At 64.9% G+C, this 22,380-nt stretch carries 21 protein-coding genes and 1 tRNA gene; 11 read left to right on the top strand and 11 right to left on the bottom strand.

Annotated features, from left to right (window positions below; genetic code table 11):
* Positions 1-59 precede the first annotated feature (59 nt).
* Positions 60-1,451: a Si-specific NAD(P)(+) transhydrogenase gene (sthA, locus tag M8523_RS18915; RefSeq protein ID WP_282586457.1), complete on the top strand. Its 1,392-nt coding sequence runs from the start codon at positions 60-62 to the stop codon at positions 1,449-1,451.
* 266 nt (positions 1,452-1,717) lie between these two features.
* Positions 1,718-2,518 carry an SDR family NAD(P)-dependent oxidoreductase gene (locus M8523_RS18910; protein ID WP_282586456.1) on the top strand — a complete coding sequence of 267 codons (801 nt, stop codon included), beginning with the start codon at positions 1,718-1,720 and terminating at the stop codon, positions 2,516-2,518.
* A gap of 191 nt (positions 2,519-2,709) precedes the next feature.
* Here the strand turns inward: M8523_RS18910 and M8523_RS18905 are convergent, their stop codons facing one another.
* The 4 genes from M8523_RS18905 to gltX all read right to left on the bottom strand — a co-directional run bounded on the left by M8523_RS18905 (position 2,710) and on the right by gltX (position 6,727).
* Positions 2,710-3,009: an alkylphosphonate utilization protein gene (locus M8523_RS18905; RefSeq protein WP_282586455.1), complete on the bottom strand. Its 300-nt coding sequence runs from the start codon at positions 3,007-3,009 to the stop codon at positions 2,710-2,712.
* Between the two features lie 101 nt (positions 3,010-3,110).
* Positions 3,111-4,169 (bottom strand): aromatic ring-hydroxylating oxygenase subunit alpha, encoded by a 1,059-nt coding sequence (locus M8523_RS18900; protein ID WP_282586454.1) that lies wholly within the window; start codon positions 4,167-4,169, stop codon positions 3,111-3,113.
* A 185-nt stretch (positions 4,170-4,354) separates the two neighbouring features.
* Positions 4,355-5,116 (bottom strand): class II aldolase/adducin family protein, encoded by a 762-nt coding sequence (locus M8523_RS18895; protein WP_282586453.1) that lies wholly within the window; start codon positions 5,114-5,116, stop codon positions 4,355-4,357.
* 189 nt (positions 5,117-5,305) lie between these two features.
* Positions 5,306-6,727 carry a glutamate--tRNA ligase gene (gene gltX, locus M8523_RS18890; RefSeq protein WP_282586549.1) on the bottom strand — a complete coding sequence of 474 codons (1,422 nt, stop codon included), beginning with the start codon at positions 6,725-6,727 and terminating at the stop codon, positions 5,306-5,308.
* Positions 6,728-6,844: 117 nt separating this feature from the next.
* Between gltX and M8523_RS18885 the strand changes: the two genes are divergently transcribed.
* Together M8523_RS18885 and gloA2 are read left to right on the top strand one after the other, a co-directional pair.
* A complete protein-coding gene (locus M8523_RS18885) occupies positions 6,845-9,082 on the top strand; it encodes a ComEC/Rec2 family competence protein (RefSeq protein WP_282586452.1) in 2,238 nt (745 codons plus the stop codon).
* Positions 9,083-9,214: 132 nt separating this feature from the next.
* The gene (gloA2, locus tag M8523_RS18880; protein ID WP_282586451.1) at positions 9,215-9,595 is read left to right on the top strand and encodes an SMU1112c/YaeR family gloxylase I-like metalloprotein; all 381 of its coding nucleotides are present in this window, start codon (positions 9,215-9,217) and stop codon (positions 9,593-9,595) included.
* Between the two features lie 135 nt (positions 9,596-9,730).
* Here gloA2 and dctA read toward each other — a convergent pair whose 3' ends face one another.
* Positions 9,731-11,071, bottom strand: coding sequence for a C4-dicarboxylate transporter DctA (gene dctA, locus M8523_RS18875; protein ID WP_282586450.1), 1,341 nt, complete (start codon positions 11,069-11,071; stop codon positions 9,731-9,733).
* 169 nt (positions 11,072-11,240) lie between these two features.
* Between dctA and M8523_RS18870 the strand changes: the two genes are divergently transcribed.
* Positions 11,241-12,125, top strand: coding sequence for a transglutaminase-like domain-containing protein (locus M8523_RS18870; protein ID WP_282586449.1), 885 nt, complete (start codon positions 11,241-11,243; stop codon positions 12,123-12,125).
* A gap of 98 nt (positions 12,126-12,223) precedes the next feature.
* On the opposite strand, the gene gatB is transcribed toward M8523_RS18870, so the two are convergent.
* The 4 genes from gatB to gatC form a co-directional block, all read right to left on the bottom strand.
* Positions 12,224-13,714 (bottom strand): Asp-tRNA(Asn)/Glu-tRNA(Gln) amidotransferase subunit GatB, encoded by a 1,491-nt coding sequence (gatB, locus tag M8523_RS18865; RefSeq protein WP_282586448.1) that lies wholly within the window; start codon positions 13,712-13,714, stop codon positions 12,224-12,226.
* Between the two features lie 187 nt (positions 13,715-13,901).
* On the bottom strand, positions 13,902-14,198 hold the full coding sequence (locus M8523_RS18860; RefSeq protein WP_282586447.1) for a chorismate mutase: 297 nt from the start codon (positions 14,196-14,198) through the stop codon (positions 13,902-13,904).
* Entirely contained in the window at positions 14,195-15,676 is a 1,482-nt protein-coding gene (gene gatA, locus M8523_RS18855; protein WP_282586446.1) for an Asp-tRNA(Asn)/Glu-tRNA(Gln) amidotransferase subunit GatA, read from the bottom strand. The genes M8523_RS18860 and gatA overlap by 4 nt, the downstream gene beginning before the upstream one ends.
* Positions 15,677-15,710: 34 nt before the next feature.
* Complete coding sequence (gene gatC, locus M8523_RS18850) at positions 15,711-15,998, bottom strand: Asp-tRNA(Asn)/Glu-tRNA(Gln) amidotransferase subunit GatC (RefSeq protein ID WP_282586445.1); 288 nt, start codon at positions 15,996-15,998, stop codon at positions 15,711-15,713.
* Positions 15,999-16,154: 156 nt separating this feature from the next.
* Here gatC and ruvX point away from each other — a divergent pair, with 156 nt between their 5' ends.
* Entirely contained in the window at positions 16,155-16,655 is a 501-nt protein-coding gene (gene ruvX, locus M8523_RS18845; RefSeq protein ID WP_282586444.1) for a Holliday junction resolvase RuvX, read from the top strand.
* Positions 16,656-16,662: 7 nt separating this feature from the next.
* On the opposite strand, the gene M8523_RS18840 is transcribed toward ruvX, so the two are convergent.
* Both M8523_RS18840 and M8523_RS18835 read right to left on the bottom strand, forming a co-directional pair.
* Complete coding sequence (locus tag M8523_RS18840) at positions 16,663-16,827, bottom strand: DUF3309 family protein (protein ID WP_282586443.1); 165 nt, start codon at positions 16,825-16,827, stop codon at positions 16,663-16,665.
* A gap of 164 nt (positions 16,828-16,991) precedes the next feature.
* The gene (locus M8523_RS18835) at positions 16,992-17,495 is read right to left on the bottom strand and encodes a YciE/YciF ferroxidase family protein (protein WP_282586442.1); all 504 of its coding nucleotides are present in this window, start codon (positions 17,493-17,495) and stop codon (positions 16,992-16,994) included.
* A 180-nt stretch (positions 17,496-17,675) separates the two neighbouring features.
* Here M8523_RS18835 and M8523_RS18830 point away from each other — a divergent pair, with 180 nt between their 5' ends.
* The 5 genes from M8523_RS18830 (at position 17,676) to M8523_RS18810 (ending at position 22,373) form a co-directional block, all read left to right on the top strand.
* The gene (locus M8523_RS18830; RefSeq protein WP_282586441.1) at positions 17,676-18,995 is read left to right on the top strand and encodes an MFS family transporter; all 1,320 of its coding nucleotides are present in this window, start codon (positions 17,676-17,678) and stop codon (positions 18,993-18,995) included.
* An 82-nt stretch (positions 18,996-19,077) separates the two neighbouring features.
* A tRNA-Phe gene (locus M8523_RS18825) sits at positions 19,078-19,153 on the top strand.
* Positions 19,154-19,236: 83 nt separating this feature from the next.
* Positions 19,237-20,223 (top strand): tyrosine-type recombinase/integrase, encoded by a 987-nt coding sequence (locus M8523_RS18820; protein WP_282586440.1) that lies wholly within the window; start codon positions 19,237-19,239, stop codon positions 20,221-20,223.
* A 586-nt stretch (positions 20,224-20,809) separates the two neighbouring features.
* Positions 20,810-20,995 (top strand): hypothetical protein, encoded by a 186-nt coding sequence (locus tag M8523_RS18815; RefSeq protein ID WP_282586439.1) that lies wholly within the window; start codon positions 20,810-20,812, stop codon positions 20,993-20,995.
* Between the two features lie 352 nt (positions 20,996-21,347).
* The gene (locus tag M8523_RS18810) at positions 21,348-22,373 is read left to right on the top strand and encodes an SDR family oxidoreductase (RefSeq protein ID WP_282586438.1); all 1,026 of its coding nucleotides are present in this window, start codon (positions 21,348-21,350) and stop codon (positions 22,371-22,373) included.
* Positions 22,374-22,380 lie beyond the last annotated feature (7 nt).

Raw genomic sequence — 22,380 nt, 5'->3', positions numbered from 1 at the left:
ATAGGTCGCATGCCAAGCTGCACGAGCAGCGGCCCCAAAGCGTCGGGATGAGAGTTTCCATGTACGACTACGATCTCGTCGTTATCGGCAGCGGGCCCTCGGGTCGGCGTGCCGCGATCCAGGCCGCAAAACTGGGACGATCGGTGCTCGTCGTCGAAAAGGGCCGCCGTGTCGGCGGCGTGTCGGTGCATACGGGCACGATCCCGTCCAAGACACTGCGGGAAACCGTGCTCAACCTGTCGGGCTGGCGGGAGCGCGGCTTCTATGGCCGCTCCTACCGGGTCAAGCAAGACATCGCGGCGAGCGATCTCATGGCACGCCTGCATAAGACGCTCGACCATGAAGTCGAGGTGCTGGAACACCAGTTCGCTCGGAACGGCGTCCGCACGGCACGCGGCGAAGCGCGCTTCGTCGATCCGCATACGGTCGAGATCCTGGCCGAAAGCGGCGAGCCGCGACGCTGCAGCGCCGCCTTCTTCCTGATCGCCTGCGGCACGCGGCCGTTCCGGCCCGATTACGTGCCGTTCGACGGCATGACCGTGTTCGACAGCGACGAGATCGTGGAGCTGCCCCGGCTTCCACGCAGTCTGACGGTGATCGGCGCGGGCGTAATCGGCGTCGAATATGCCACGATCTTCAGCGCGCTCGATGTCGCGGTGACGCTGGTCGAGCCGCGCCCGACCTTTCTCGACTTCATCGACAAGGAGATCATCGAGGAATTCACCCACGACCTGCGTGACCGCAATGTCGCGTTGCGGCTCGGTAGCCCCGTGACATCGATCGAGCGCCGGGAGGGCGGGGTGCTCTGCAAATTGGGGGACGGGCGATCGGTCGCCACCGAGATGCTGCTCTTCGCGGCCGGTCGCATGGGTGCGACGGACAGCCTCAACCTGGAGTCCGCCGGTCTTGCGACCGACCATCGCAACCGCATCGCGGTCGAACCCAAGACGCTGCAGACCGCAGTGCCCCACATCTATGCGGCCGGCGACGTGATTGGCTTCCCAAGCCTTGCCTCGACCTCCATGGAACAAGGAAGGGTCGCGGCCTGCCACGCCTTCGGGCTCGAGCCTCCACCGCCGCCCGAGTTCTTTCCCTACGGCATCTATTCGGTGCCTGAGATCTCGACCGTCGGCATGAACGAGGAGGAGGTGCGGAAGCGCGGCATTCATTACGAATGCGGTATCGCCCGGTTCCGCGAGACGTCGCGCGGCCATATCATGGGTCTCGAGACCGGCATGATGAAGCTGATCTTTTCGATCAAGACCCGCCGGCTGCTCGGCGCCCACATCGTCGGCGAGGGCGCGACCGAGCTGATCCACATCGGCCAGGCGGTCCTCAACCTGAAGGGCACGATCGATTATTTCATCGAGAATTCGTTCAACTATCCGACCTTGGCCGAGGCCTACAAGATCGCTGGCCTCGACGCGTGGAACCGGCTGTCGCGGGCGTAGCGGTTATATTCCTGAAATTCGGTAGTCGACCGGTGTTCCTCAACCAGCATTTGGCGCAATCCAAGTGCAGTCCACTGCTGCTCAGGCTACGCTGCTTCATCTGCACAAAGACGCCGGCCCAAAATTCCTCTCGTCGGAGCGGGGCCGGAGCCGATCACGGCCATACCTCTGCCCTCAATGCCGGCAACTCTGGTTTTGAGGCGAAGTCGAGCGCGCCAGTTTCCCGACCGGCCTCAGATGAGGGCTCGTGCGCGAAGGAGAATAGTTTGGACCTATATCTGACTGGCCATGTCGCGATCGTCACAGGCGGAAGCCGCGGCATCGGCAAGGCGATCGCGCGAGGGTTGGCCCTTGAAGGCGTCGATGTTGTCATCGTCGGCCGGGACGGCGGTGCATTGGAAGCCACGGCCCGGGAGATCGCGAGCGAGACGGGTCGCTCGATCCTTCCCTCGATCGCAGACACCGGCGACGATTCCGCCGTCAAGGCGATGGTCGCGAGCGCGCTCGCGCGCTTCGGCCGCATCGATATTCTCGTCAATTGCGCTGCGAGGCCGGCCGGCCAGGCCAAGCCGCCGGCGCTCGCCGACGTCACCGCCGAGGCGCTCTGGGCGGACGTGAACGTCAAGGTGATGGGCTATATCCGGGTCGCTCGCGAGGTCGCACCTTCGATGATCGCCGCCGGTCGCGGCCGGATCATCAACATCAGCGGACTCGCCGCCCGTTCGACCGGCAGCATCATCGGCTCGATCCGCAACGTCGGCGTCTCGGCGCTGACGAAGAACCTCGCCGACGAACTTGGTCCCCACGGCGTCACCGCGGTTTGCGTGCATCCGGGCCTGACCCGCACCGAAAAAACGCCTGGCGTCGTCCGGCAGCGGGCGCAAGCGGAAGACAAGCCCGAGGCGGAGATCGAAGGCCAGATGGCCGGCGGCAACCTCATCGGCAAATTGATCACGGCGGAAGAAGTCGCCGACGTCGTGACCTTCCTGGCCTCGCCCCGGTCGATGGCGATCAACGGGGACGCGGTCGCGGCAGGCGGCGGGACCCGTGGGGCGATTTATTACTGAGGCGGCGAGCACCAGGCTCGTAGTTACTGATCAGGCAGGCGCCAGGGCGAAAGTCGGTATCGGCGGCTCGTGTCGCCTCGACCGCCAGCTCGAAGAAGAAATGCGGCATGGCGGGGCAGGGGAGGCCCGTCGTTCGCGGGGACGGCACCGGCAAAATCCGCCGCCGCCGTGAACCCCCTGCGGGACCCGGATCAGCGCTTGCGGACGAATTCGGTCCGCAGCACGAGGCCTTTGATCGCCTCGTAACGACAGTCGATCTCCTCCGGGTTGTCGGTCAGCCGGATGGATTTGATGACCGTGCCCTGTTTCAGGGTCTGGCCGGCGCCCTTGACCTTGAGATCCTTGATGAGGGCGACGGAATCGCCATCGGCCAGAATGTTGCCGGCCGCGTCGCGGACCTCGACCTGATCGCTGGCGCCGGAGGCCTTCACCTCGCCGGCCGGCCGCCATTCGCCCGTCGCGTCGTCATACACATAGTCGTCGCTCGTCACATCGGCTCCCTTCGCATTGGCAATGAGCCTTCTGACGGCCGAGGCTGCGGCCCGCAAGGCAAAAGCCGCGCGGCCCGACCGAGCCGAGCGGCTCGCAGTTGCTATTCGGCGGCGACGCGCTGCACCGGACCCCGCGGCGCAAGTTCCTCACGCACCATGTCCTGGAAGGACTTCACCGCATATTCGTATTTCGGCGACAACGGCCCGCGCTCATAGATGCCGGCATTGAGGTTGCGCTGGACGCCGGTGATGATGTCGAGGTCCTCGGTGACGATCTGGGCCGACCATTCCGCCGACTTGCGGTTCTCGTCCGCCTTTTCGGGCGAGACGTCGGTGAAGAAATACCAGTTGATGTGGCGGATGCGGCCGGGCCCGAGTGGCTCGATCGTGGCGATCGACGACCCCCAATCATAGAGGTTCAGCATCAGGAACGGGAAGCGGTAGAAATACAGGCCGCGCGTCAGGCCGCCCTCGCGCTTCGGCGCGTGCAGATGGAAGAATCTCTCGGGCCCATAGGTGTCGATGCGGTAGGCGTCGATATCCATGGCTTCGCAGAGGCCGGGATGCATGGTCCGGCAGTGATAGCATTCGAGATAATTCTCGCCGTAGGTCTTCCAGTCGACCTCGCAGTCGCGGTCCTTCGACATGAAATAATGCTGGTTTTCGAGAGGGTAGTCGGCGGCCATGTCGTGGATCGGGCCGAGCCATTCGACGAGGCCGGGACCGCCGCGCTTCAGACGCAGGAAGACAAGCCCGCGCCACTCCTCGGCATCGATCGCGTAGAGGCTCCAGGCATCCGGATCGAACACGGCGTCGGAGCCGAAATCGACTGCCTTGTTCAGGCGCCCGTCGCGCCGGTAACTCCAGCTGTGATAGGGACAGACCACGAGCTTGCCGCAGGTGCCGTGCGGTTCGGACAGCAGTTGCGCGCCCCGGTGGCGGCAGACATTGTGGAAGGCACGGATTTGGCCTGCGTCGTCGCGCATCGCGAAGACAGGATATCCGGCGAGCGTGCCCGTGACGTAGTCTCCGGGTTGCTTCAGCCGCTCGCCCCAGGTGAAGAGCATCCAGTTCTTGGCGAAGATCTCCTGCCGCTCGCGCTCGTAGAGCGCGGGGTCGCGGTAGTCGCGCGCCGGAAGGGTCCAGTCGAAGTCGGGCATCGCAAGTCACTCCCAAAATAAGTGGTCGCGTCTCCCTTCTCCCGTGCGAACGGGAGAAGGTGGCCTGGCGAAACGCGAGGTCGGATGAGGGTCAGGGCGACCTCAAACGCCGCGCCGGCCCTCATCCACGGTTGCGCCGCGACACCTTCTGCCGCTCGCGCAGGAGAAGGGGGGTCGCAGGTTCGTTAAGTCCGGTAGCTCGGATCGATCTTGTCAAGCATGCGGAGATGGGCAGCCCATTCGAGCTGCAGGTCGCCGTCGTCGAAGGCCATTTGGTCGTATTGCTGGCCGACTTTCTCGCAGACCTCTTTGGGCGGAATTTCGAGCTCTTGGCCCATGGAGAGGGCCGAGACCTGCACTTCGCAGGCCATGTTGAGGTAGAACATCAGGCTGAAGGCCTCGGCCACCGTGCGGCCGACCGTCAACAGGCCGTGGTTGCGCAGGATGACGCCGCATTTATCAGTGCCGAGATCCGCGATGATGCGCTGCCGCTCGTCGAGATCGAGCGCGATGCCCTCATAATCATGGATGCCGAGCCTGCCGTAGAATTGCAGTGCGATCTGGCTGATCGGCAGGAGGCCGCCCTTGCAGGCCGAGACCGCCATGCCGGCGCGCGTGTGCGTGTGGATCACGGCCGCCGCGTCGTGCCGGGCCATATGGACGGCGCTGTGGATCGTGAAGCCGGCCGGGTTCACGCGATGTGGGCTGTCGTCAACCTTGTCACCCTCGACATCGATCTTGACGAGCGAGGAGGCGGTGATCTCTTCCCAACGGTAGCCATAGGGGTTGATCAGAAACCGGCCCGGTTCGCCCGGCACGCGGACCGTCGAATGCGTGTAGATCAGGTCCGTCATCTTGTAATGCGCGAGCAGGCGGTAGCAGGCCGCGAGTTCGACGCGCTGCTGCCATTCGGGCGAGGGGTCAGGACGGAGGCTGGTGACGGACATGCGCGACCTCTGAGGTTTGTCCCTTTTCCGCTTGAGGGGAGAAGGGACTGCCTCGCTTGTCAAGGACGATTTGCTGGCTTCGCGGGTTCCGTTGAAGTCGGCGCGGTTAAGTCCGGCGTTGTCGCGCCTCCGCTGTTGCGGCTGTGCCCGAACGGGCCGCTATCGACGTGAGAGCAGCCCGTGGGCGGATCACGTCATCGCATCTGCGATCCGGCCGAGACTCTCGCCGCGCCCCAGCACCGCCAGCACGTCGAAAATGCCGGGTGATGTCGTGCGCCCCGTCAGCGCCGCACGCAGGGGTTGCGCCAATTGCCCGAGCTTGGTGGCTGTCGCCTCCGCGTAGGCTCGGACCACGCCTTCGGTTGTCTCGGCCGACCAGGTCGCGAGCGCGACGAGGCGGGGATGCAATTCACGCAGATGCGCGCGGCCGCCCGCTTCGAGAACCGCCGCAGCTTTCTCGTCGAGCGCAAGCGGACGCGTGTCGAACAGGTAGCCGGCACCGTCGAGCAGCTCCGTGAGCGTCTTTGCGCGTTCCTTCAGACCCGGCATGGCGGCCAGCAGCTTGGCTTTCATCTCCGCGTCGACGCGTGCGGCCTTCGCGGCACCGCCCGGCAGATGGGGCATCGTTTCCACGAGGGCGTCCGTGACCTCCGCGTCCGAGGCCTCGCGCATCTTGTGGCCGTTGAGGTTCTCGAGCTTCTTGAAGTCAAAGCGCGAAGGCGAACGGCCGATCCCGGTGAGGTCGAAAGCCTCCAGCATCTCGGGCGTCGTGAACATTTCGCGATCGCCCTGGCTCCAGCCGAGCCGCAGCAGATAATTGCGCAAGGCCGAGGGCAGAAAGCCCATCTCGCGGTAGGCGTCGACCCCGAGCGCCCCATGCCGCTTCGACAGCTTGGACCCATCCGGCCCATGGATGAGCGGGATATGCGCCATGCTGGGCACCTCCCAGCCGAGCGCGCCATAAATGTGCATCTGCCGCGCCGCATTGGTCAGATGGTCGTCGCCCCGGATGATCTGCGTCACGCCCATGTCGTGGTCGTCGACCACCACGGCCAGCATATAGGTGGGCGTGCCGTCCGAACGCAGCAGGACAAGGTCGTCGAGATCGCGGTTCGACCAGGTGACGGTGCCTTGCACGGCGTCATGCAGTGTCGTCTGCCCGTCCTGCGGCGCCTTGAGCCGGATCACCGGCTTCACGCCGGCCGGGGCCTCGGCAGGGTCGCGGTCGCGCCAGCGTCCATCGTAGCGCGGCGCCCGGCCTTCCTTCCGTGCGAGCTCGCGCATCTCCTCGAGTTCGGCCGGCGTCGCATAGCAATGGTAGGCGCGGCCCTGGGCCAGCAGGCTGTCGGCGGCCTCCCGGTGACGCTGCACCCGCTGCGCCTGGTAGATGACGTCCCCGTCCCAATCGAGCCCCAGCCAGGTCAGTCCGTCGATGATGGCGTCGATGGCGGCCGTCGTGGACCGTTCGCGATCCGTATCCTCGATCCGCAGCAGCATCTTGCCGCCGCGCCCCCTCGCGTAGAGCCAATTGAACAGCGCCGTCCTGGCGCCGCCGATATGCAGAAAGCCCGTCGGAGACGGCGCAAAGCGCGTCACAACCTGATCTGACACCGCGAACCCTTTCGATGTCCTTGGAAAAAAGGGCGCGCCGCCCGTCTCGGGGCTTTCGCGCGCGAGGCGCTCCACTACCATGATGCGCGCGCTTGCATAAGGGATGTTCGTCGCACCATGGCCACCGCGACCGGCCGGCAGGACAGCAGCATCGCGCTCGGCACCCGGACGCGGGTCGAGCGGCTGCGCGATGCGCTTGCAAGTCCGGCAGGGCTTCTCAGCGGCGCGTTAGAGCGGGAATGGGAGGAGCGGCGCTTCTTTCTCTGGCTGCCGGTGGGGGCCGGGGCCGGTGTGGTTCTGTATTTCCAGGCCGAAAGAGAACCCTCGCTTCTCTACTGCGGCATGCTGTTCGCGGTCGCTCTCGGTGGCACCGTCGCGTCGCGTCACCATCGCCGCGCTCTCGTCCTGATGGCAGCCTTCACGGCCGTGCTGGCCGGGTTCACGCTCGCGACGTTCCGGGCCCATGTGATCGCGCATCCGGTTCTGGTCCGCACCGCGATCATGAAGCTGACCGGCGTCGTGGAAGAAGCCGACCATCGGCGCATCGGCACGCGTTTCATCCTCCGCATCCGGGCGAGTTCGGGTGGGCCGCCGCTCACCCGCGTGCGCCTGACCACGCGCCGATCGGACCCGGTCGAGGCGGGTGACAGCGTCAGCGTGACGGCCCGGCTCGTGCCGCCCGCCCGCGCGGCGCTGCCGGGCGGCTACGATTTCGCGCGCGACGCTTATTTCCTGGGGTTCGATGCGGTCGGTTCGGTGCTCGGCCGCATCGTGGCCCGGCCGCCGCCTCTCGATCTGTCCTGGAACGAGCGCTGGACCATGGCGATCGATCGCGCCCGCAACGCCCTCGCGGCCCGGGTGCGCGACAGCCTTGAGGGTGATGCCGGCGCCATCGGGGCCGCGATGGTGACGGGCAAGCGGGATCTCCTCTCGGAGGACGGTCGCGATCTCATCCGCGAAGCCGGCATCTTTCACATCATCACCATCGCGGGCGTGCAAATGACGCTGGTGGCCGGGCTCCTGTTCGGGGGCTTGCGTGGCGCACTGGCGCTCGTGCCCGGCTTCGCGCTGCGCTATCCCATCAAGCAATGGGCGGCGGCCGGTGCCATCGTGGGTGCCGTCGCCTATGACCTTCTCACGGGCTCGCGCATCGGCACGCAGCGTGCGCTCTTCATGACGCTCATCGTGCTCGGCGCGATCCTCTGCAACCGACGCGCCTTCACGATGCGCAATCTGGCGCTCGCGGCGATGGCCGTGGTGGTGTTCGAGCCCGAAACGATCCTTGGTGCTAGCTTCCAGCTGTCTTTTGCCGCTGTGGCGGCGCTGGTGGCTGTCCAGGAATCACGCCATCCGGAGAGCGAACGTGGCGGCCGGAGCGCCGTCACGAAGCGTCTCTCCAATCTCGGTCTCAGCGGCAGTGTTGTCGAAGCCGCTGCGGCGCTGGTCGCCACCGGCGGCCGCCTGCTGTTTGCGACGATCTGCGCGTCGAGCGCCACCATGCCGTTCATGGCGACCAATTTCCACGAGATCAGCCCCTATGTGGTGATCGGCAATCCGCTCACGCTCGCCATCATCGAATTCTTCGCGGTCCCCGGGGCGCTGCTTGGCACGGTGCTGGTGCCGCTCGGCCTCGATGGGTTCGTCTGGCATTGGGTCGGGTTCGGCATCGCCATCGTGCTCTGGGCCGCGCGCCTTATCGCCGCCGCTCCCGGCGCCACCCTGCATGTTCCGGCCTTCGCGCCCTGGACGCCGGCCTGCGTCGCCCTGGCCGTGGCATCCGTCGTAATCTGGCGCAGCACGAGCCTCCGTCTCACAGCCGTGCCGCTGCTGCTCCTCGGACTTGCCGGGGCCTTCACGGGACCTCGCTACGATCTCGTGATAGCGCCGACCGGTGACACGCTTGCGTTCCGCGATGCCCAAGGGCGCCTGGCCACGCTCGGCCACATCAACGCCTTCGGGGCCGCCCAATGGCTGACGGCCGACGGCGATGACCGCGACCCGAAGTCGGTCGGCGGATCCGACGTGTCCCGCTGCGATCCTCTCGCCTGCGTCGCCACCGTGCTCGACGGCCGCACGCTGTCGTTGGTCCTGAAGCCTGAAGCCTTCGAGGAGGATTGCCGTCGCGCCGACCTGATCGTCACGCCCCTCTATGCGCCCGCAAGCTGCGCCGCCGAAATGATCATCGATCGCGGCATTCTGGCGGAGACGGGGGCCGCCGCCGTGACGCTGCGCAATGGCGCGTTGGTGGTCGAGCCGGCCCGTCGCAAGGGCGAAGACCGCCCCTGGTCGCCGGCCCCGCCGCGCCCGCATGTGCGTCCGGGCCGTGAGGTGGCGGATGGGGAGCGAGATCCGTGATTGGGGCATTCACCTCGTCTGCGGCGTGAGCGGTGGCGCGCCCGGGCGACGGAGAACGAGCAATCGCGACCCGCTCGTCTCACCATAAACGTGGCCCGTTGCCGGTCGCGATGCCGCGTCCTACACAAGGCCATGTTCGAAGCCGTGCACCACATCGCGATCATCGCCACCGACTACCAAAGGTCGCGCGCTTTCTACCGCGACTCGCTTGGCTTCACGATCCTGGCCGAGACCTTCCGCGACGCCCGGAACTCCTGGAAATGCGATCTCCGGCACGGCGTCGTACAGATCGAGCTCTTTTCCTTCCCCGATCCGCCACCACGGCCGAACCGGCCCGAGGCTGCTGGTTTGCGCCATCTCGCCTTCACAGTGGCCGATCTCGACACGGCGATCGGGACCCTGAACGCGCGGGGTGTCGTCACTGAGCCGATCTGCACCGACGAGCTGACGGGCAAGCGATTCACTTTCTTCGCCGATCCGGATGGTCTGCCGCTCGAACTCTATGAGGCATGACGCGTTTCGGGCCGCAAGAGCATCGCCGCCAATCCTGTGATCCGGAACACGGGATAGATCAGGACCACGGTGAAGAGCCGTGAGGCCGCCGCGACGTGCCACCGGCCCGAGGGTCGGCCGACCGTCGTAGTCAGCTTACTCCGCCGGCACCACGGCGACGTCCGGCGCGGTCAGGTCCACCACCACGTCGCCGCGGAGCACCCGTTCGGCGGTCGCGTGGTCGAGGTCGCCCTCCCAGGCGGCGATCACGACCGTGGCGACGCAATTGCCGATCAGGTTGCCGAGGGCTCGCGCCATACCGATGAACCAGTCGATCGAGAGCACCAGGACGAGGCCGATCGCCGGGATGGCGGGCACGGCTTGCAGCGTCGCGGCCAGGATCACGATGGCAGAGCCCGGCACGCCATGCGCGCCCTTGGAGGTGACGAGCGAAATCCCGAGTACGATCAGGAGATCCGTGAACGACAGTGGCGTGTTGGTGGCCTGGGCGATGAAGACGGTTGCGAGCGTCAGATAGATCGAGAATGCGTCGAGGTTGAACGAATAGCCGGTCGGCACCACGAGGCCGACCACCGAGGATTTGATCCCCATGGCTTCGAGCTTGCGCATGATCTGCGGCAGCACCGCGTCCGACGAAGCGGTGGCCAGCACGATCGTCAGTTCCTCGCGAAAATAGGCCAGGAATCGCAAAATGCTCAGTCCGGCCGCGAAGCGCAGCACGGCGCCGAGCACCACCAGCACGAAAGCCGCGACAGCCACCCAGAACACGATGACGAGCGAGGCAAGTTGCGCCAGAGAACCGACGCCGTATTTGCCCACCGTATAGGCAACCGCGCCCAGCACGCCCAGCGGCGCGACGCGAACGATGAGACCCATGGCTCGGAACAGCACGGACGACAGGCTGTTGACCAGGGCTGCGACCGGCTCGCCGAGCGGGCCGACGAGCGACAGGCTGACGCCGAACAGCACGGCGAAGAAAAGCACCTGCAGCACGTCGTTGCGCGCAAAGGCGTCGATTGCCGTGCTCGGGATGACGTTCAGCAGGAAACCACCAAGCCCGCCGCCCTGCAGCTTGTGGGCGTTATCCGCATAGGTACTCAGCGCCGTGGCGTCGAGGTGCGTCGTGTCGATGTTCATGCCCGCACCGGGATGCAGCAGATAGGCGAGCACGAGGCCGAGCGCCAAGGCCACCGTGGTCATGACCTCGAAATAGATGAGGGCCTTGCCGCCGACCCGACCCACCTTCTTGAGGTCGCCCGCACCGGAGATGCCATGCACCACGACGCAGAACACGATCGGGGCGACGATCATCGAGATCAGCTTCAGAAAAGCGTCGCTGAAGACCTTGAGGCCGATCGCAAAACCGGGCGCCAGCACGCCCAGCGCGATGCCGGCCACCAAGGCCACGACAACCTGCGCGAAGAGAGATGAATGAAGCCGGCGGCCCAAGCCCGCCGAGCCCACGCCTGTTGCCATGGCTATCGTTCCTGTGTTGCGCTGTGTTTTGTGCAAGGTTTATGCCCAAAACGGCTTCATTGGAGACCGGCGCGCTGGCTCATGGCATAGTTTTGGCTAAGGTGATGGGGCGGCAGCGCTGTTTCGGACCTTTCGGAATTGTGGACGGCTAGCGACCCGAGGCGCCCTCATGTTGATCCGCTATGGCTACGAGATCACGATCACCTGCAATCAGCCGACTGCGGTGGTGACCCTGATGTCCGTGCAGGCGGATCGCCTGGCCGATCTGGTGGCGCCCGAGAGCGCCACCACGACGCCGTCGATCCCGGTCACGACCTATCACGACAGCTACGGCAACCTCTGCCGGCGTTTCGTGGCTCCGGCCGGGGACCTCGTGTTACGAGGCGATGCCACGATTCGCGACAGCGGCGAGCCCGATCCCCTAAACCCTGATGCCGCCGAGGTGCCGGTCGCCGCGCTGCCCAACGAGGCGCTCCTGTTTCTTCTCGGCAGCCGCTATTGCGAGACCGACCGGCTGAGCCAGACGGCTTGGGACCTCTTCGGCAATGTCGCGCCGGGTTGGACACGGGTTCAGGCGATCTGCGATTTCGTGCACCGCCACATCACGTTCGATTACCTGCAGGCCCGCGCCACGCGTTCTGCCTACGAGGCCTATCAGGAGGGGATCGGCGTTTGCCGCGACTTCGCCCACCTCGCGGTCGCGTTCTGCCGCTGCATGAACATTCCGGCCCGCTACGTGAACGGTCACCTCGGCGACATCGGCGTGCCGGTGGTCGACCCGATGGATTTCTCGGCCTGGATCGAAGTCTATCTCGGTGACCGCTGGTACACGTTCGACCCCCGCAACAACGCTCGCCGCATCGGCCGGATCGTGGTGGCGCGGGGCCGCGACGCCGCCGACATCCCCATGATCGTCAGCTTCGGTCCCCACTGGCTCACGAAGTTTTTCGTCTGGACCTACGAGGTGATCGAGGGCGTACCCGAGAGCGATGAGCCGCGACCGCCGAAAGCAGTGCGAACGGTGGGGTGGATCGCGCCGGCCGCTGCCATCTGAAGTGCCTTTATGACGCGGTTTTCGAACCTCATGCCTGGCGTCAGAGGGCGCGCGACGACGGGTTTCGAGAACGATCCGTCATCGCGCCTCCTCACTTCTCAAACCCCCAGTTTCGCCTTCAGCAAATCATTGACTGCCTGCGGGTTGGCCTTGCCGCCTGTGCTCTTCATCACCTGCCCGACGAACCAGCCGAGCATGGTCGGCTTCGCCCGAGCCTGAGCGACCTTCTCGGGGTTGGCCGCCATGATGGCGTCGACCGCGGCCTCGATGGCGCCGGTGTCGGTAACCTGTTTCAGGCCGTGCTTTTCCACGATCTCGCGCGGGAGGCTCGTCTTCTCGTCGCCGATCAGCAACAGGACAATGTCCTTGGCGATCTTGCCCGAGATGGTCTTGTCGGAGATCAGGTCGACGAGGTCGGCCACCTGTTCGGGGCGGATGTGGGTCTCGTGCACCGACAGGCCTTGGGTGTTGGCATAGGCCGCGATGTCGCCGGTGATCCAGTTGGCGACGAGCTTGGCGTCGCGGTTGCCGGGATGCACCTTGACGGCCGCCTCGTAATAATCCGCGAGGTCGCGCTCGGCCACGAGCACGCTCGCGTCATAGGGCGACAGACCGTAGTCGGCGATGAAACGCGCCTTCTTGGCGTCTGGCAGTTCGGGCAGGCTCGCCGCGATATCGGTGATGAAATCGGGCTTCAGCTCGAGCGGCAGCAGGTCAGGGTCGGGGAAGTAGCGGTAATCATGCGCTTCTTCCTTTGAGCGCATCGACCGCGTCTCGCCCTTGCCGGGATCGAACAGGCGGGTTTCCTGGTCGATCTGACCGCCGTCCTCCAGAATGCCGATCTGACGGCGGGCCTCGGTGTCGACCGCCTGGCCGATGAAGCGGATGGAATTGACGTTCTTGATCTCGCAGCGCGTGCCGAGCGGCTCGCCCGGCCGGCGCACCGAGACGTTGACATCTGCCCGCAGGCTGCCCTTCTCCATGTCGCCATCGCAGGTGCCGAGATAGCGCAGGATGGTGCGCAGCTTCGTGACATAGGCCTTGGCCTCGTCTGCCGAGCGCATGTCGGGCTTGGACACGATCTCCATCAGGGCCACGCCGGAGCGGTTGAGATCGACGAAGCTCATCGTGGGGGACTGGTCGTGGATCGACTTGCCGGCATCCTGTTCGAGATGCAGGCGCTCGATGCCGACCGTGAAGGATTCGCTCGGCGTGAGATCGACGACCACCTCACCCGCGCCGACGATCGGATGCTTGTACTGCGAGATCTGGTAGCCCTGCGGCAGGTCGGGATAGAAGTAGTTCTTGCGGTCGAAGACCGAGCGCTCGTTGATCTGCGCTTTCAAGCCGAGCCCCGTGCGCACCGCCTGGGCCACGCATGCCTCGTTGATCACCGGCAGCATGCCCGGCATGGCGGCATCGACCAGTGACACCTGGCTGTTCGGCTCAGCCCCGAAGGCCGTGGCGGCGCCGGAAAAGAGCTTCGACTTCGAGGTGACCTGGGCATGGATCTCCATGCCGATGACGATCTCCCAGTCGCCGGTTGCGCCGTGAATGAGGTTGCTGGACGTTGAGGCCGTGGCGGTCATGGAAGGTCTCTGGACGGCGGAAGCGCTGCAGAACTTTTCCTCTTCTCCGGTGCGAACGAGAGAAGGTGGCCGGCAGGCCGGATGAGGGCCGGCTCGGCACTGAGGCGACCCTCATCCGACCCGGCTACGCCGGGCCACCTTCTCCCGTTCGCACGGGAGAAGGGTACCGTTCGACGGTGGGATCGGATCATCCTGCAGCTCCCATGTGCCGCTCCTCGTAGGCGATCACCCATTCGATCATGCTGCGCCAGACAGCTTCCGCGAGATCGGGCGGTGCGCCGGCGGCATCGGCCTTTGTGCGAACACGGGCCACAACTTCCTCCACCCGCGCATCGATGCGGGCTGGGAGACCGTGGGCCTGTTTCAGCCCGATCACCTCGCCGACGCAATCCATGCGCTTCGCCAGCAACCCGACGATCTGCGCGTCGATGGCGTCGATCTGCGCCCGCAGCGGCGCCAGGACGGCCTCGGCGTCGGCCGTCACGACCACCAGCGCTCCGGCAGCGCCACCTTGGGGGCCGCCTGTTCCATGACTTCGCCCAGAGAGAACAGCGTGTCCTCGTCGAAGGGCCGGCCGATGAGCTGCAGCCCGAGCGGCAATCCTTCTGTTGAGGTGCCGGCCGGCACGGCGATGCCGGGGAGCCCCGCCATGTTCACCGTGACCGTGAAGATGTCGTTGAGGTACATTTCGACCGGGTTGCCCGAGCCTTTTTCGCCGATCGCGAAGGCGGCCGAAGGCGTGGCGGGTGTGAGGATCGCGTCGACACCTTCGGCATAGACGGTCTCGAAATCGCGCTTGATCAGCGTGCGGATCTTCTGCGCCTTGACGTAGAAGGCGTCGTAATAGCCTGCCGAGAGCACGTAGGTGCCGATCATGACGCGGCGCCGCACTTCCTTGCCGAAGCCTTCCGCGCGGGTCTTGCCATAGAGATCGGCGATGTCCTTCCCGGGCACCCGCAGCCCGTAGCGGACGCCGTCGTAGCGCGCGAGGTTCGAGGAAGCTTCCGCCGGGGCCACGATGTAATAGGCCGGCAGGGCGTATTTGGTGTGCGGCAGGGAAATATCCCGAATTTCGGCGCCTGCCTCCTTCAGCCAGGCGATGCCTTGCTGCCACAGCGCTTCGATCTCGGCCGGCATGCCGTCGAGCCTGTATTCCTTCGGGATGCCGATGACTTTCCCGGCGACCGAGCGGCCAACCGAGGCTTCATAATCCGGGACAGGCAGATTGGCCGACGTCGAATCGTTCGGGTCGTAGCCCGCCATGGAGCGCATCAGGATCGCGGCATCCCGCACCGTGCGGGCGATCGGCCCGGCCTGGTCGAGCGAGGACGCGAAGGCCACGACGCCGAAGCGCGAGCAGCGCCCATAGGTGGGCTTGATGCCGACCGTCCCCGTAAAGGCGGCCGGCTGACGGATCGAGCCGCCCGTGTCGGTCGCGGTCGCTCCGAGGCAGAGCCGGGCCGCGACGGCCGCCGCGGACCCGCCCGACGAGCCGCCCGGCACGAGGCTGGCATTGCCGCCCCGTTTCCGCCAGGGGGACGTCACGGGCCCGAAATGCGAGGTCTCGTTGGACGAGCCCATCGCGAATTCGTCGAGGTTGAGCTTGCCCAGCATCACGGCGCCGTCGCGCCACAATTGCTTGGTGATGGTGGATTCGTAGGGGGGCACGAAATTGCCGAGAATATGGCTGCCCGCCGTCGTGCGGACGCCCTCGGTGCAATAGAGGTCCTTGATGCCGAGCGGGATGCCTTCGAGAGCTCCGGCCTCGCCGCGGGCAAGCCGCTCGTCCGAGGCCTTGGCCATGGCACGCGCCCTGTCGGGCGTCTCAGTGATGAAGGCGTTGAGGCCGCGCGCGCCCGCGATGGCGCTGAGATGCGCTTCGGTCAACTCGGCAGCCGAGAAGGCTTTCGTGCGGAGCCCGTCCCGGGCGGCGGCAAGGGTCTGGCCGGTCAGGTCCGTCATGACAAAACAAGCTCGTGCAGAGGGGAGGGCGCGGTCACTCGATCACCTTGGGCACGACGAAATAACCATCCTCGCTCATCGGGGCATTGCGCAGCACGGCCTCGGCGATCCCGCCAGCCGTGACGACATCGGCCCGCAGCGGCAGGGCCATGGGCGTGACCGAGGTCATGGGCTCGACGCCGGACACGTCGACCTCGTCGAGCTCGGCCACGAAAGCCAAAATCGCGTTGAGTTCGCCTTGCAAATGAGGCACCTCGTCCTCGCTCACGGCGATCCGGGCGAGGGTCGCGATCCGACGGACAGTCGCCTGGTCGACCGACATGCTGATTCCTGATCCACAAATACCTGGCGCGGCGCGCCGACAGCTACGCGCCGAGGCGGCGCAAAGGCTGCGTCCGGCAACGGCGGTGCTTCTATCACCCGGCTGTTCGCAGATGCAATGCTTTCGGGCTTTTCCCCGAGTGTCGAGGTTGATCCGATGAGCGCAAGGCTCCTCACTCTCGTCGAACTCGCCGCGATACTGCCGGCCAGGGGGCGGCTGCTCGGGCTCGATCTCGGAACGAAGACGATCGGACTGGCCCTCACCGACGTGGAACGGCGCCTCTCATCGGGCCTCGAGACCATCCGGCGAGTCAAATTCAGCCAGGACGTCGAGGCCCTCCTCGGCGTCGCCGCGAAATTCGACATTCAGGCTTTCGTGATCGGCCTGCCATTGAACATGGACGGGACCGAAGGCCCGCGCGTCCAGGCGACGCGAGCCTTCGTGCGCAATCTGGGGCCGTTGACCGACATTCCCTGCGCCTTCTGGGATGAGCGTCTGTCGACGGCCGCTGTGGAGCGCGACCTGATCGCGAACGATGTGTCGAGAAGAAAGCGGTCGCAGGTCATCGACCAGATGGCGGCCGCCTACATTCTTCAGGGCGCGCTCGACAGGCTCAAGCGGATCACGACCGACGTGGCAGGACGTGAGCCAAGTTGACCCGTCATCACATATGGTAGGGCGAGCCGAATAGCAGCCACACGATGATCAGAATGAGAACAATGCCGCCAATGCCGATGCCGCCGGTGCCATAATATCCGGCGCGATGGCCATAATAGCCGCCGCCACCAAACAGCAGGACCAAGATCACGATAATCAGAAGAAGCGTCATGATTGTCTCCCCAACACCGGGTCGCCGACCCGCTGGTTCAAGCTTAGTCTAAGCCGTGCTAGAACCCCCGGCAGTGTCGTTTGGGTCCCGGGCGCGCGAACGATTGTGGACGAATTCGTCGCGATATCGGGTCCCTCCCTTGCCGTACCCCGCAGCTGGCCGCTTCAAGCCGCGAGACGGTCGATCTCCGCGTCTGCCAGACGCGTGAGCCTGGCGTCCGTATCTTTCTCGTCCTTGAGGTTCTTCTCCAGGAAGGACGCGCAATCTGGGCGCCCGAGTTTGTGAGCCCAGCCGATCATCGTCGCGTAACGGGTCATCACATATTGTTCAATGGCGTGGGCGGCAGCGATCAAGGCGGCGTCCAAGACTTTCTTGTCGCCCACTTCGCCCGCCACTTCCTCGGCCTCCTTGAAGATGCCATCGATTGCCGGACAGGTGACAGCCTCGACCTCGACGCCATGCAGGCGGAAGACCTCCAGCACATTGGCGATGCTCGCTTCCGTTTGGGCGAGTTGCAGGGCAAAGTCCCGTTTCAGTTCGGGGTTCGTGGCCTTGCGCATCATGTCGGGCAGGCTTTTGGCGATGCGGTTCTCGGCGTAGTAGAGATCCTTCAATTGATGCACGAAGAGATCGTTCAGCGTCCTGATATCCTTGGTAAACAAACCCATGTCTCGACTCCTGGGGGGCCCGCCCTGAGCGCGGGTGCTCTACAGGATCAATCCGTAGGGCTGCCTTCGGTTGACCCGTTCACCACATCGTGATGGCTGGGTTCCCCGATGCTCGAGGTTTGTCCCTGGTGCATGTAGAGCGTGGATCGCTCGGGGTCTTGAGCGCGAAAGGAACGTGATGTGAGGCGGCCAACAGAGTTACGCGGACAGGAATCGACAGAGGCTTGGTCATCGCGGCGGCGCGTCTTTGCCATTCTGGGCAGTTCGTCGGGCAACCTCATCGAGTGGTACGACTTCTACGCCTACGCGTTCACGCAACTCTATTTCGCGGCCGCGTTCATTCCGAGCGGCAATGCCACGACGCGGCTCCTCTACACGTCCGGGATCTTTGCGGTCGGGTTCTTCATGCGCCCCGTCGGAGGCTGGTTGTTCGGGATTATCGCCGACCGCGCCGGCCGGCGCGCCTCCATGATGGTGTCGGTGTTGCTCATGTGCGGCGGTTCTCTCGCCGTCGCCGTGCTGCCGACCTACGCCGAGATCGGGCTTGCGGCGCCGATCCTGCTGCTGCTGGCCCGGCTGATCCAGGGATTGTCGGTCGGCGGCGAATACGGGACGTCGGCGACCTATATGAGCGAGGTCGCGCTGGCGGGCCGGCGCGGTTTTCTGAGCTCCTTCCAATATGTGACGCTGATCGGTGGGCAATTGCTGGCGTCCCTGGTCATTCTCCTGCTGCAGCAGGGCTTGAGCGACACGGCGTTACGCGGCTGGGGATGGCGCATCCCCTTCGTGCTCGGCGCGCTCGGTGCGCTCGTGGTCTTCTTTCTGCGCCGGGCGCTGCCCGAAACCTCATCGCAGGCGACGCGCGCACGGCGGGAGGCCGGCTCGCTGCGGGAGCTGTTTCGGCATCATCTCCGGCCCTTTCTCGTCGTGCTCGGCTACACGGCGGGCGGTTCTCTCAGTTTCTATGTGTTCACGACCTATATGCAGAAATATCTGGTCAACAGCGCGCATATGTCGGACCGCACCGCCAATGTCGTGATGACCGCCGTGCTGTTCACCTACATGTGCCTGCAGCCGCTCTTCGGGTGGTTATCGGATCGGATCGGACGGCGATCGTCGATGCTGGCCTTCGGGGTCCTCGCGACGCTGTGCACCGTCCCGCTCATGCGGGCGATCGGCAGCGTGGAAAACCCCGTCGCGGCCTATGGGCTGGTCACGGCCGCGCTGGCGATCGTTTCGTTCTACACATCGATCAGCGGCTTGGTGAAAGCCGAGATGTTCCCGGCCGAGATCCGGGCCCTCGGGGTCGGCTTCTCCTATGCGATCGCCAACGCGCTCTTTGGCGGCACGGCCGAATATGTCGCCCTGTGGTTCAAGGATGCGGGACACGAATCCTGGTTCTTCTGGTATGTCACGCTCATGTGCGGCGTGGCGCTCCTCACGATCCTCACCCAATTGCCTCGTCGGGCCGCCTATCTGCAGGGCCAATCCACCGAATGATCGAGCCGCGCAAAGCCGCTGGACAAACCAGATCGAGATTCCTATAAGGCCCGCACGCCAGCGGTGACCCATCACCCCGCGCGCCCAGGTAGCTCAGTTGGTAGAGCATGCGACTGAAAATCGCAGTGTCGGTGGTTCGATTCCGCCCCTGGGCACCAAAAAATCAAGCACTTAGGTGCTCCACTTGTGGTTCTTATTAGTTTTTGCTCCAATTCTGCTCCAATGAGCGAAAGGGAGCCAAATGGCGACGATCCGAAAGAGGGGCCACAAGCAGTGGGAAGCCCGGGTTCGCAGGAAGGGCGTGCCCGTTCAATGCCGAACCTTCGACACTAAGGAGACCGCCGAACGCTGGGCGCGGCAGGTCGAAGGCGAGATCGACAAGGGGTCCTTCGTGGACCGATCCGAGGGTGAGGACACGACCTTCGCCGAAGCCCTCGACCGCTGGGAGAAGGAATATCTCCACAAGCTCGCCGAGTCGTCGCATCAGACCGAAACGTCCCGAATCAAGGCGCTTAAGCGTCGCCCGCTCGCGACTACGGCGCTCGCCAAGGTCCGTGGCCGCGACATCGTAGAATTCATCTACGACCTTGAGGAGGAGGAATACAGCTCCGACAGCATCAGGTTGTACCTGGCGACGATCAGCAGGGTCTTTAACGCCGCGCGTATGGCTTGGGGGATGGAGTACTTGGTGAACCCCGTTCCACTCGCTAAGCACGCTCGGCCAAAGGGTTCCACCGGGCGGGAGCGACGGCTTGAAGGCGACGAGGAAGCCAGGGTCCTCGCCTATGCCGGCCCGAATTTCAGACCCGTCTTTTCGTGGGCCTTGGCGACCGCAATGCGCCGCAGCGAGATCGTCCGGCTCGAGTGGCGCGACGTCAACCTCGAGAGGCGCACCGCACTTGTCCGGCGGACCAAGAACGGCGAGGTTCGGACCGTGCCCCTGTCGTCGGCTGCAGTCGGGATCCTCTTCAAGCTGGGGGCGCGAACTGGCGCCGTCTTTGGCATGACGGAAGGGGCCATCACGCAGGCCATGATCGATGCGTGCGACAGGGCGAAGGTCGACGACCTGCGATTTCACGACCTGCGCCATGAGGCGACCAGCCGGATGTTTGAAGAGACCGATCTCGATGCCGTTGAGATCGCGACGGTTACCGGTCACAAGAGCATGCAGATGCTGAAGCGCTACACGCATCTTCGTGCGCATAAGTTGGCTAGAAGGCTTGGGTGACTCCTGGCGCACTCGCGAAGCAGCCTAGAAAAGCGCCGTCTGCCTTGAGCCGTCTTCGTAAAGCGTCGGGGCTTTCGCCTTGTCGGCAAAGCTCGGCTTGCGCACTGAAGCGGACATCGGGATCCCGCTCGGTTGCGAAGGTCCGAAGAGTATCATCGGCGAGATCCGCCAAAAATGACCTCGCATAGGTCCAGCCGGCACACGCGGAAGCAGCCCAGGTTCCCGACTCGACGCAAGCAACTGCTCGAGTGAGGCTTCGTTGAGCATGTCACGTAGATGGTGGGCGTTGACGTAGGCGTCCGGTCCTGCGCGATGCGGCCGCAATCCCAGTTCGTGCACGAGGCTCTCAGGTTTGCGGAGGTAGCGAAGCATCTGGTTCGAAAACCGCGACAGCTGCGGCCACAGGCGAAGCGCGCACTTCCACGTGCAGATCCAACCTGCCCCGGCCGTGAGTTTCGGCCGACAGTAGCGTTGCTCGAAAGCGGCTCTGTGCCATAACGCCCAGAGCGGCCTCTGCTTTCCAGGCTATGCCAGGATCGCCGAGGCGGCGGGCTGCGCGCTCTCGACCGTCGGGCAAGCCATGCACATGCTGAAGCGGGCAGGGCTCCTCACCTGGGTGAACCGCCTGGCCCGCATCAAGGTCTACGATCCCGTCATCGGCTGGCGACAGCGCGTCATCCGGACGTCCAACGCCTACAGCTTCGCCGATCCGGGTGCCTCGACCGCGCCCGCGTCAGGCCAGCAGGCCGGTGCGCCCTCGGATCTGTTTTAAATCGAATTGCCGTCAGAAACCCCAAAACAAGACGTTTCTCTAACGGACGCGCCTCGTCGGCGCGACTTGGTGCAAGCCAAAACACCCCTCGATGAGGCCGCAGAACGGTTCAACGAGGCCATGCAACGACGCCAACCCCTTTCACCCTGACAAACTAACCGCATCCACGCTGCAAAAGTCGCCGGATGGCGACTGCATCAAGGGCGGAGCTATGCCGGTGAGAATCAGGAGCGGCAGAAGGAGTGCCCGTGCCGACATGTCACGCCGGAGAATCATTCGAACAGCTTCGATGCGACCTGTTCAGGATCCCCGCAAAGGCGATCTAGCCTGACAGGCAGATGGAGAGGCAGCCATGAGCGGAAGTAGGAGCGATGCGGCTAGACGCAAGGTGGTGGTGATCACCGGTGGCACACAGGGGATCGGCCGTGCCACCGCACAGGCTTTCGCTCGTGACGGCTGGGCGGTTGCGGTCCTGAGCCGCGGCGAGGCCCGTCTGAGATCAACCGAAGCAGAGTTGTCCGCTTTGGGCGGTCCCGCGCTCGCCCTCAAGGTGGATGTCGCAGACGCCACAGCAGTCGATGCCGCGGCAGATCAGATCGAGCAGGACCTCGGTCCCATTTCGGTGTGGGTCAACAACGCCATGGCAACGGTCGTGGCGCCGGCCGATCAGATCAGCCCCGACGAGTTTCGGCGCGTGACCGACGTGACTTATCACGGCCAGGTATTCGGCACCCTCGCGGCCTTGCGGCACATGCGGCCACGCAATCGAGGGCACATCATCCAGGTCTCATCGGGATTGGCAATCCGATCGGCCCCGCTCCAAGCCGCTTATTGCGGCGCCAAGCACGCCGTGACGGGATTCACCGACAGCCTGCGGACCGAGCTGATCCACGATCGTCTCGATGTGAACCTGACCATCGTCTACCTGCCCGCCGTCAACACGCCTCAGTTCGAGCGCAGCCGCAACCACACGGGTCATGCCCAGAACGCGCCAGATCCGGTGTACGACCCACGGCTTTGCGCAGCGGCAATCTTGTCGGCTGCTCACAGTCCGGTTCGCGATATCTGGGTGGGACGTTCCGTTCTGGAAATGGCGGCCGCACAGATCGTGGCGCCCGGGTTCGCTGATCAGCAGGCGGCCAAGATGTGGGAGCCTCAGCTCCGCCCCGGACCGCCCTCGATGCCGGACGGCAATCTGTTCGAGCCCGGTCTGGGAGATCCCGGCATCGACGGGCCTTTCAGTGACAGAGTCAATCCGACCCGCAAGGAGTTCTTCACGTCGCGGGCTCGGGATGCGGCTGTCGCAGGGGCGGCAGGGTTGTTTGGCTTGTTGGCGCTGACGGTTGCGCCATTGCGAAAAAGATCACGACGCGTGTAGACGCCGA

Origin of the sequence: Lichenifustis flavocetrariae, assembly GCF_026130545.1 — a bacterium.
Lineage (GTDB): Bacteria > Pseudomonadota > Alphaproteobacteria > Rhizobiales > Beijerinckiaceae > Lichenihabitans > Lichenihabitans flavocetrariae.
The sequence above is the reverse complement of the archived record's forward strand: the minus strand, read 5'-3'. Positions and strand labels throughout refer to the sequence as shown.

Coding starts and splice junctions, on each gene's coding strand:
- sthA (WP_282586457.1), top strand. CDS start 60: ATGTACGACTACGATCTCGTCGTTATCGGCAGCGGGCCCTCGGGTCGG.
- M8523_RS18900 (WP_282586454.1), bottom strand. CDS start 4,169: ATGCCCGACTTCGACTGGACCCTTCCGGCGCGCGACTACCGCGACCCC.
- M8523_RS18895 (WP_282586453.1), bottom strand. CDS start 5,116: ATGTCCGTCACCAGCCTCCGTCCTGACCCCTCGCCCGAATGGCAGCAG.
- M8523_RS18885 (WP_282586452.1), top strand. CDS start 6,845: ATGGCCACCGCGACCGGCCGGCAGGACAGCAGCATCGCGCTCGGCACC.
- gloA2 (WP_282586451.1), top strand. CDS start 9,215: ATGTTCGAAGCCGTGCACCACATCGCGATCATCGCCACCGACTACCAA.
- dctA (WP_282586450.1), bottom strand. CDS start 11,071: ATGGCAACAGGCGTGGGCTCGGCGGGCTTGGGCCGCCGGCTTCATTCA.
- M8523_RS18870 (WP_282586449.1), top strand. CDS start 11,241: ATGTTGATCCGCTATGGCTACGAGATCACGATCACCTGCAATCAGCCG.
- gatB (WP_282586448.1), bottom strand. CDS start 13,714: ATGACCGCCACGGCCTCAACGTCCAGCAACCTCATTCACGGCGCAACC.
- gatA (WP_282586446.1), bottom strand. CDS start 15,676: ATGACGGACCTGACCGGCCAGACCCTTGCCGCCGCCCGGGACGGGCTC.
- gatC (WP_282586445.1), bottom strand. CDS start 15,998: ATGTCGGTCGACCAGGCGACTGTCCGTCGGATCGCGACCCTCGCCCGG.
- ruvX (WP_282586444.1), top strand. CDS start 16,155: ATGAGCGCAAGGCTCCTCACTCTCGTCGAACTCGCCGCGATACTGCCG.
- M8523_RS18840 (WP_282586443.1), bottom strand. CDS start 16,827: ATGACGCTTCTTCTGATTATCGTGATCTTGGTCCTGCTGTTTGGTGGC.
- M8523_RS18835 (WP_282586442.1), bottom strand. CDS start 17,495: ATGGGTTTGTTTACCAAGGATATCAGGACGCTGAACGATCTCTTCGTG.
- M8523_RS18820 (WP_282586440.1), top strand. CDS start 19,237: ATGGCGACGATCCGAAAGAGGGGCCACAAGCAGTGGGAAGCCCGGGTT.
- M8523_RS18815 (WP_282586439.1), top strand. CDS start 20,810: ATGCTGAAGCGGGCAGGGCTCCTCACCTGGGTGAACCGCCTGGCCCGC.
- M8523_RS18810 (WP_282586438.1), top strand. CDS start 21,348: ATGAGCGGAAGTAGGAGCGATGCGGCTAGACGCAAGGTGGTGGTGATC.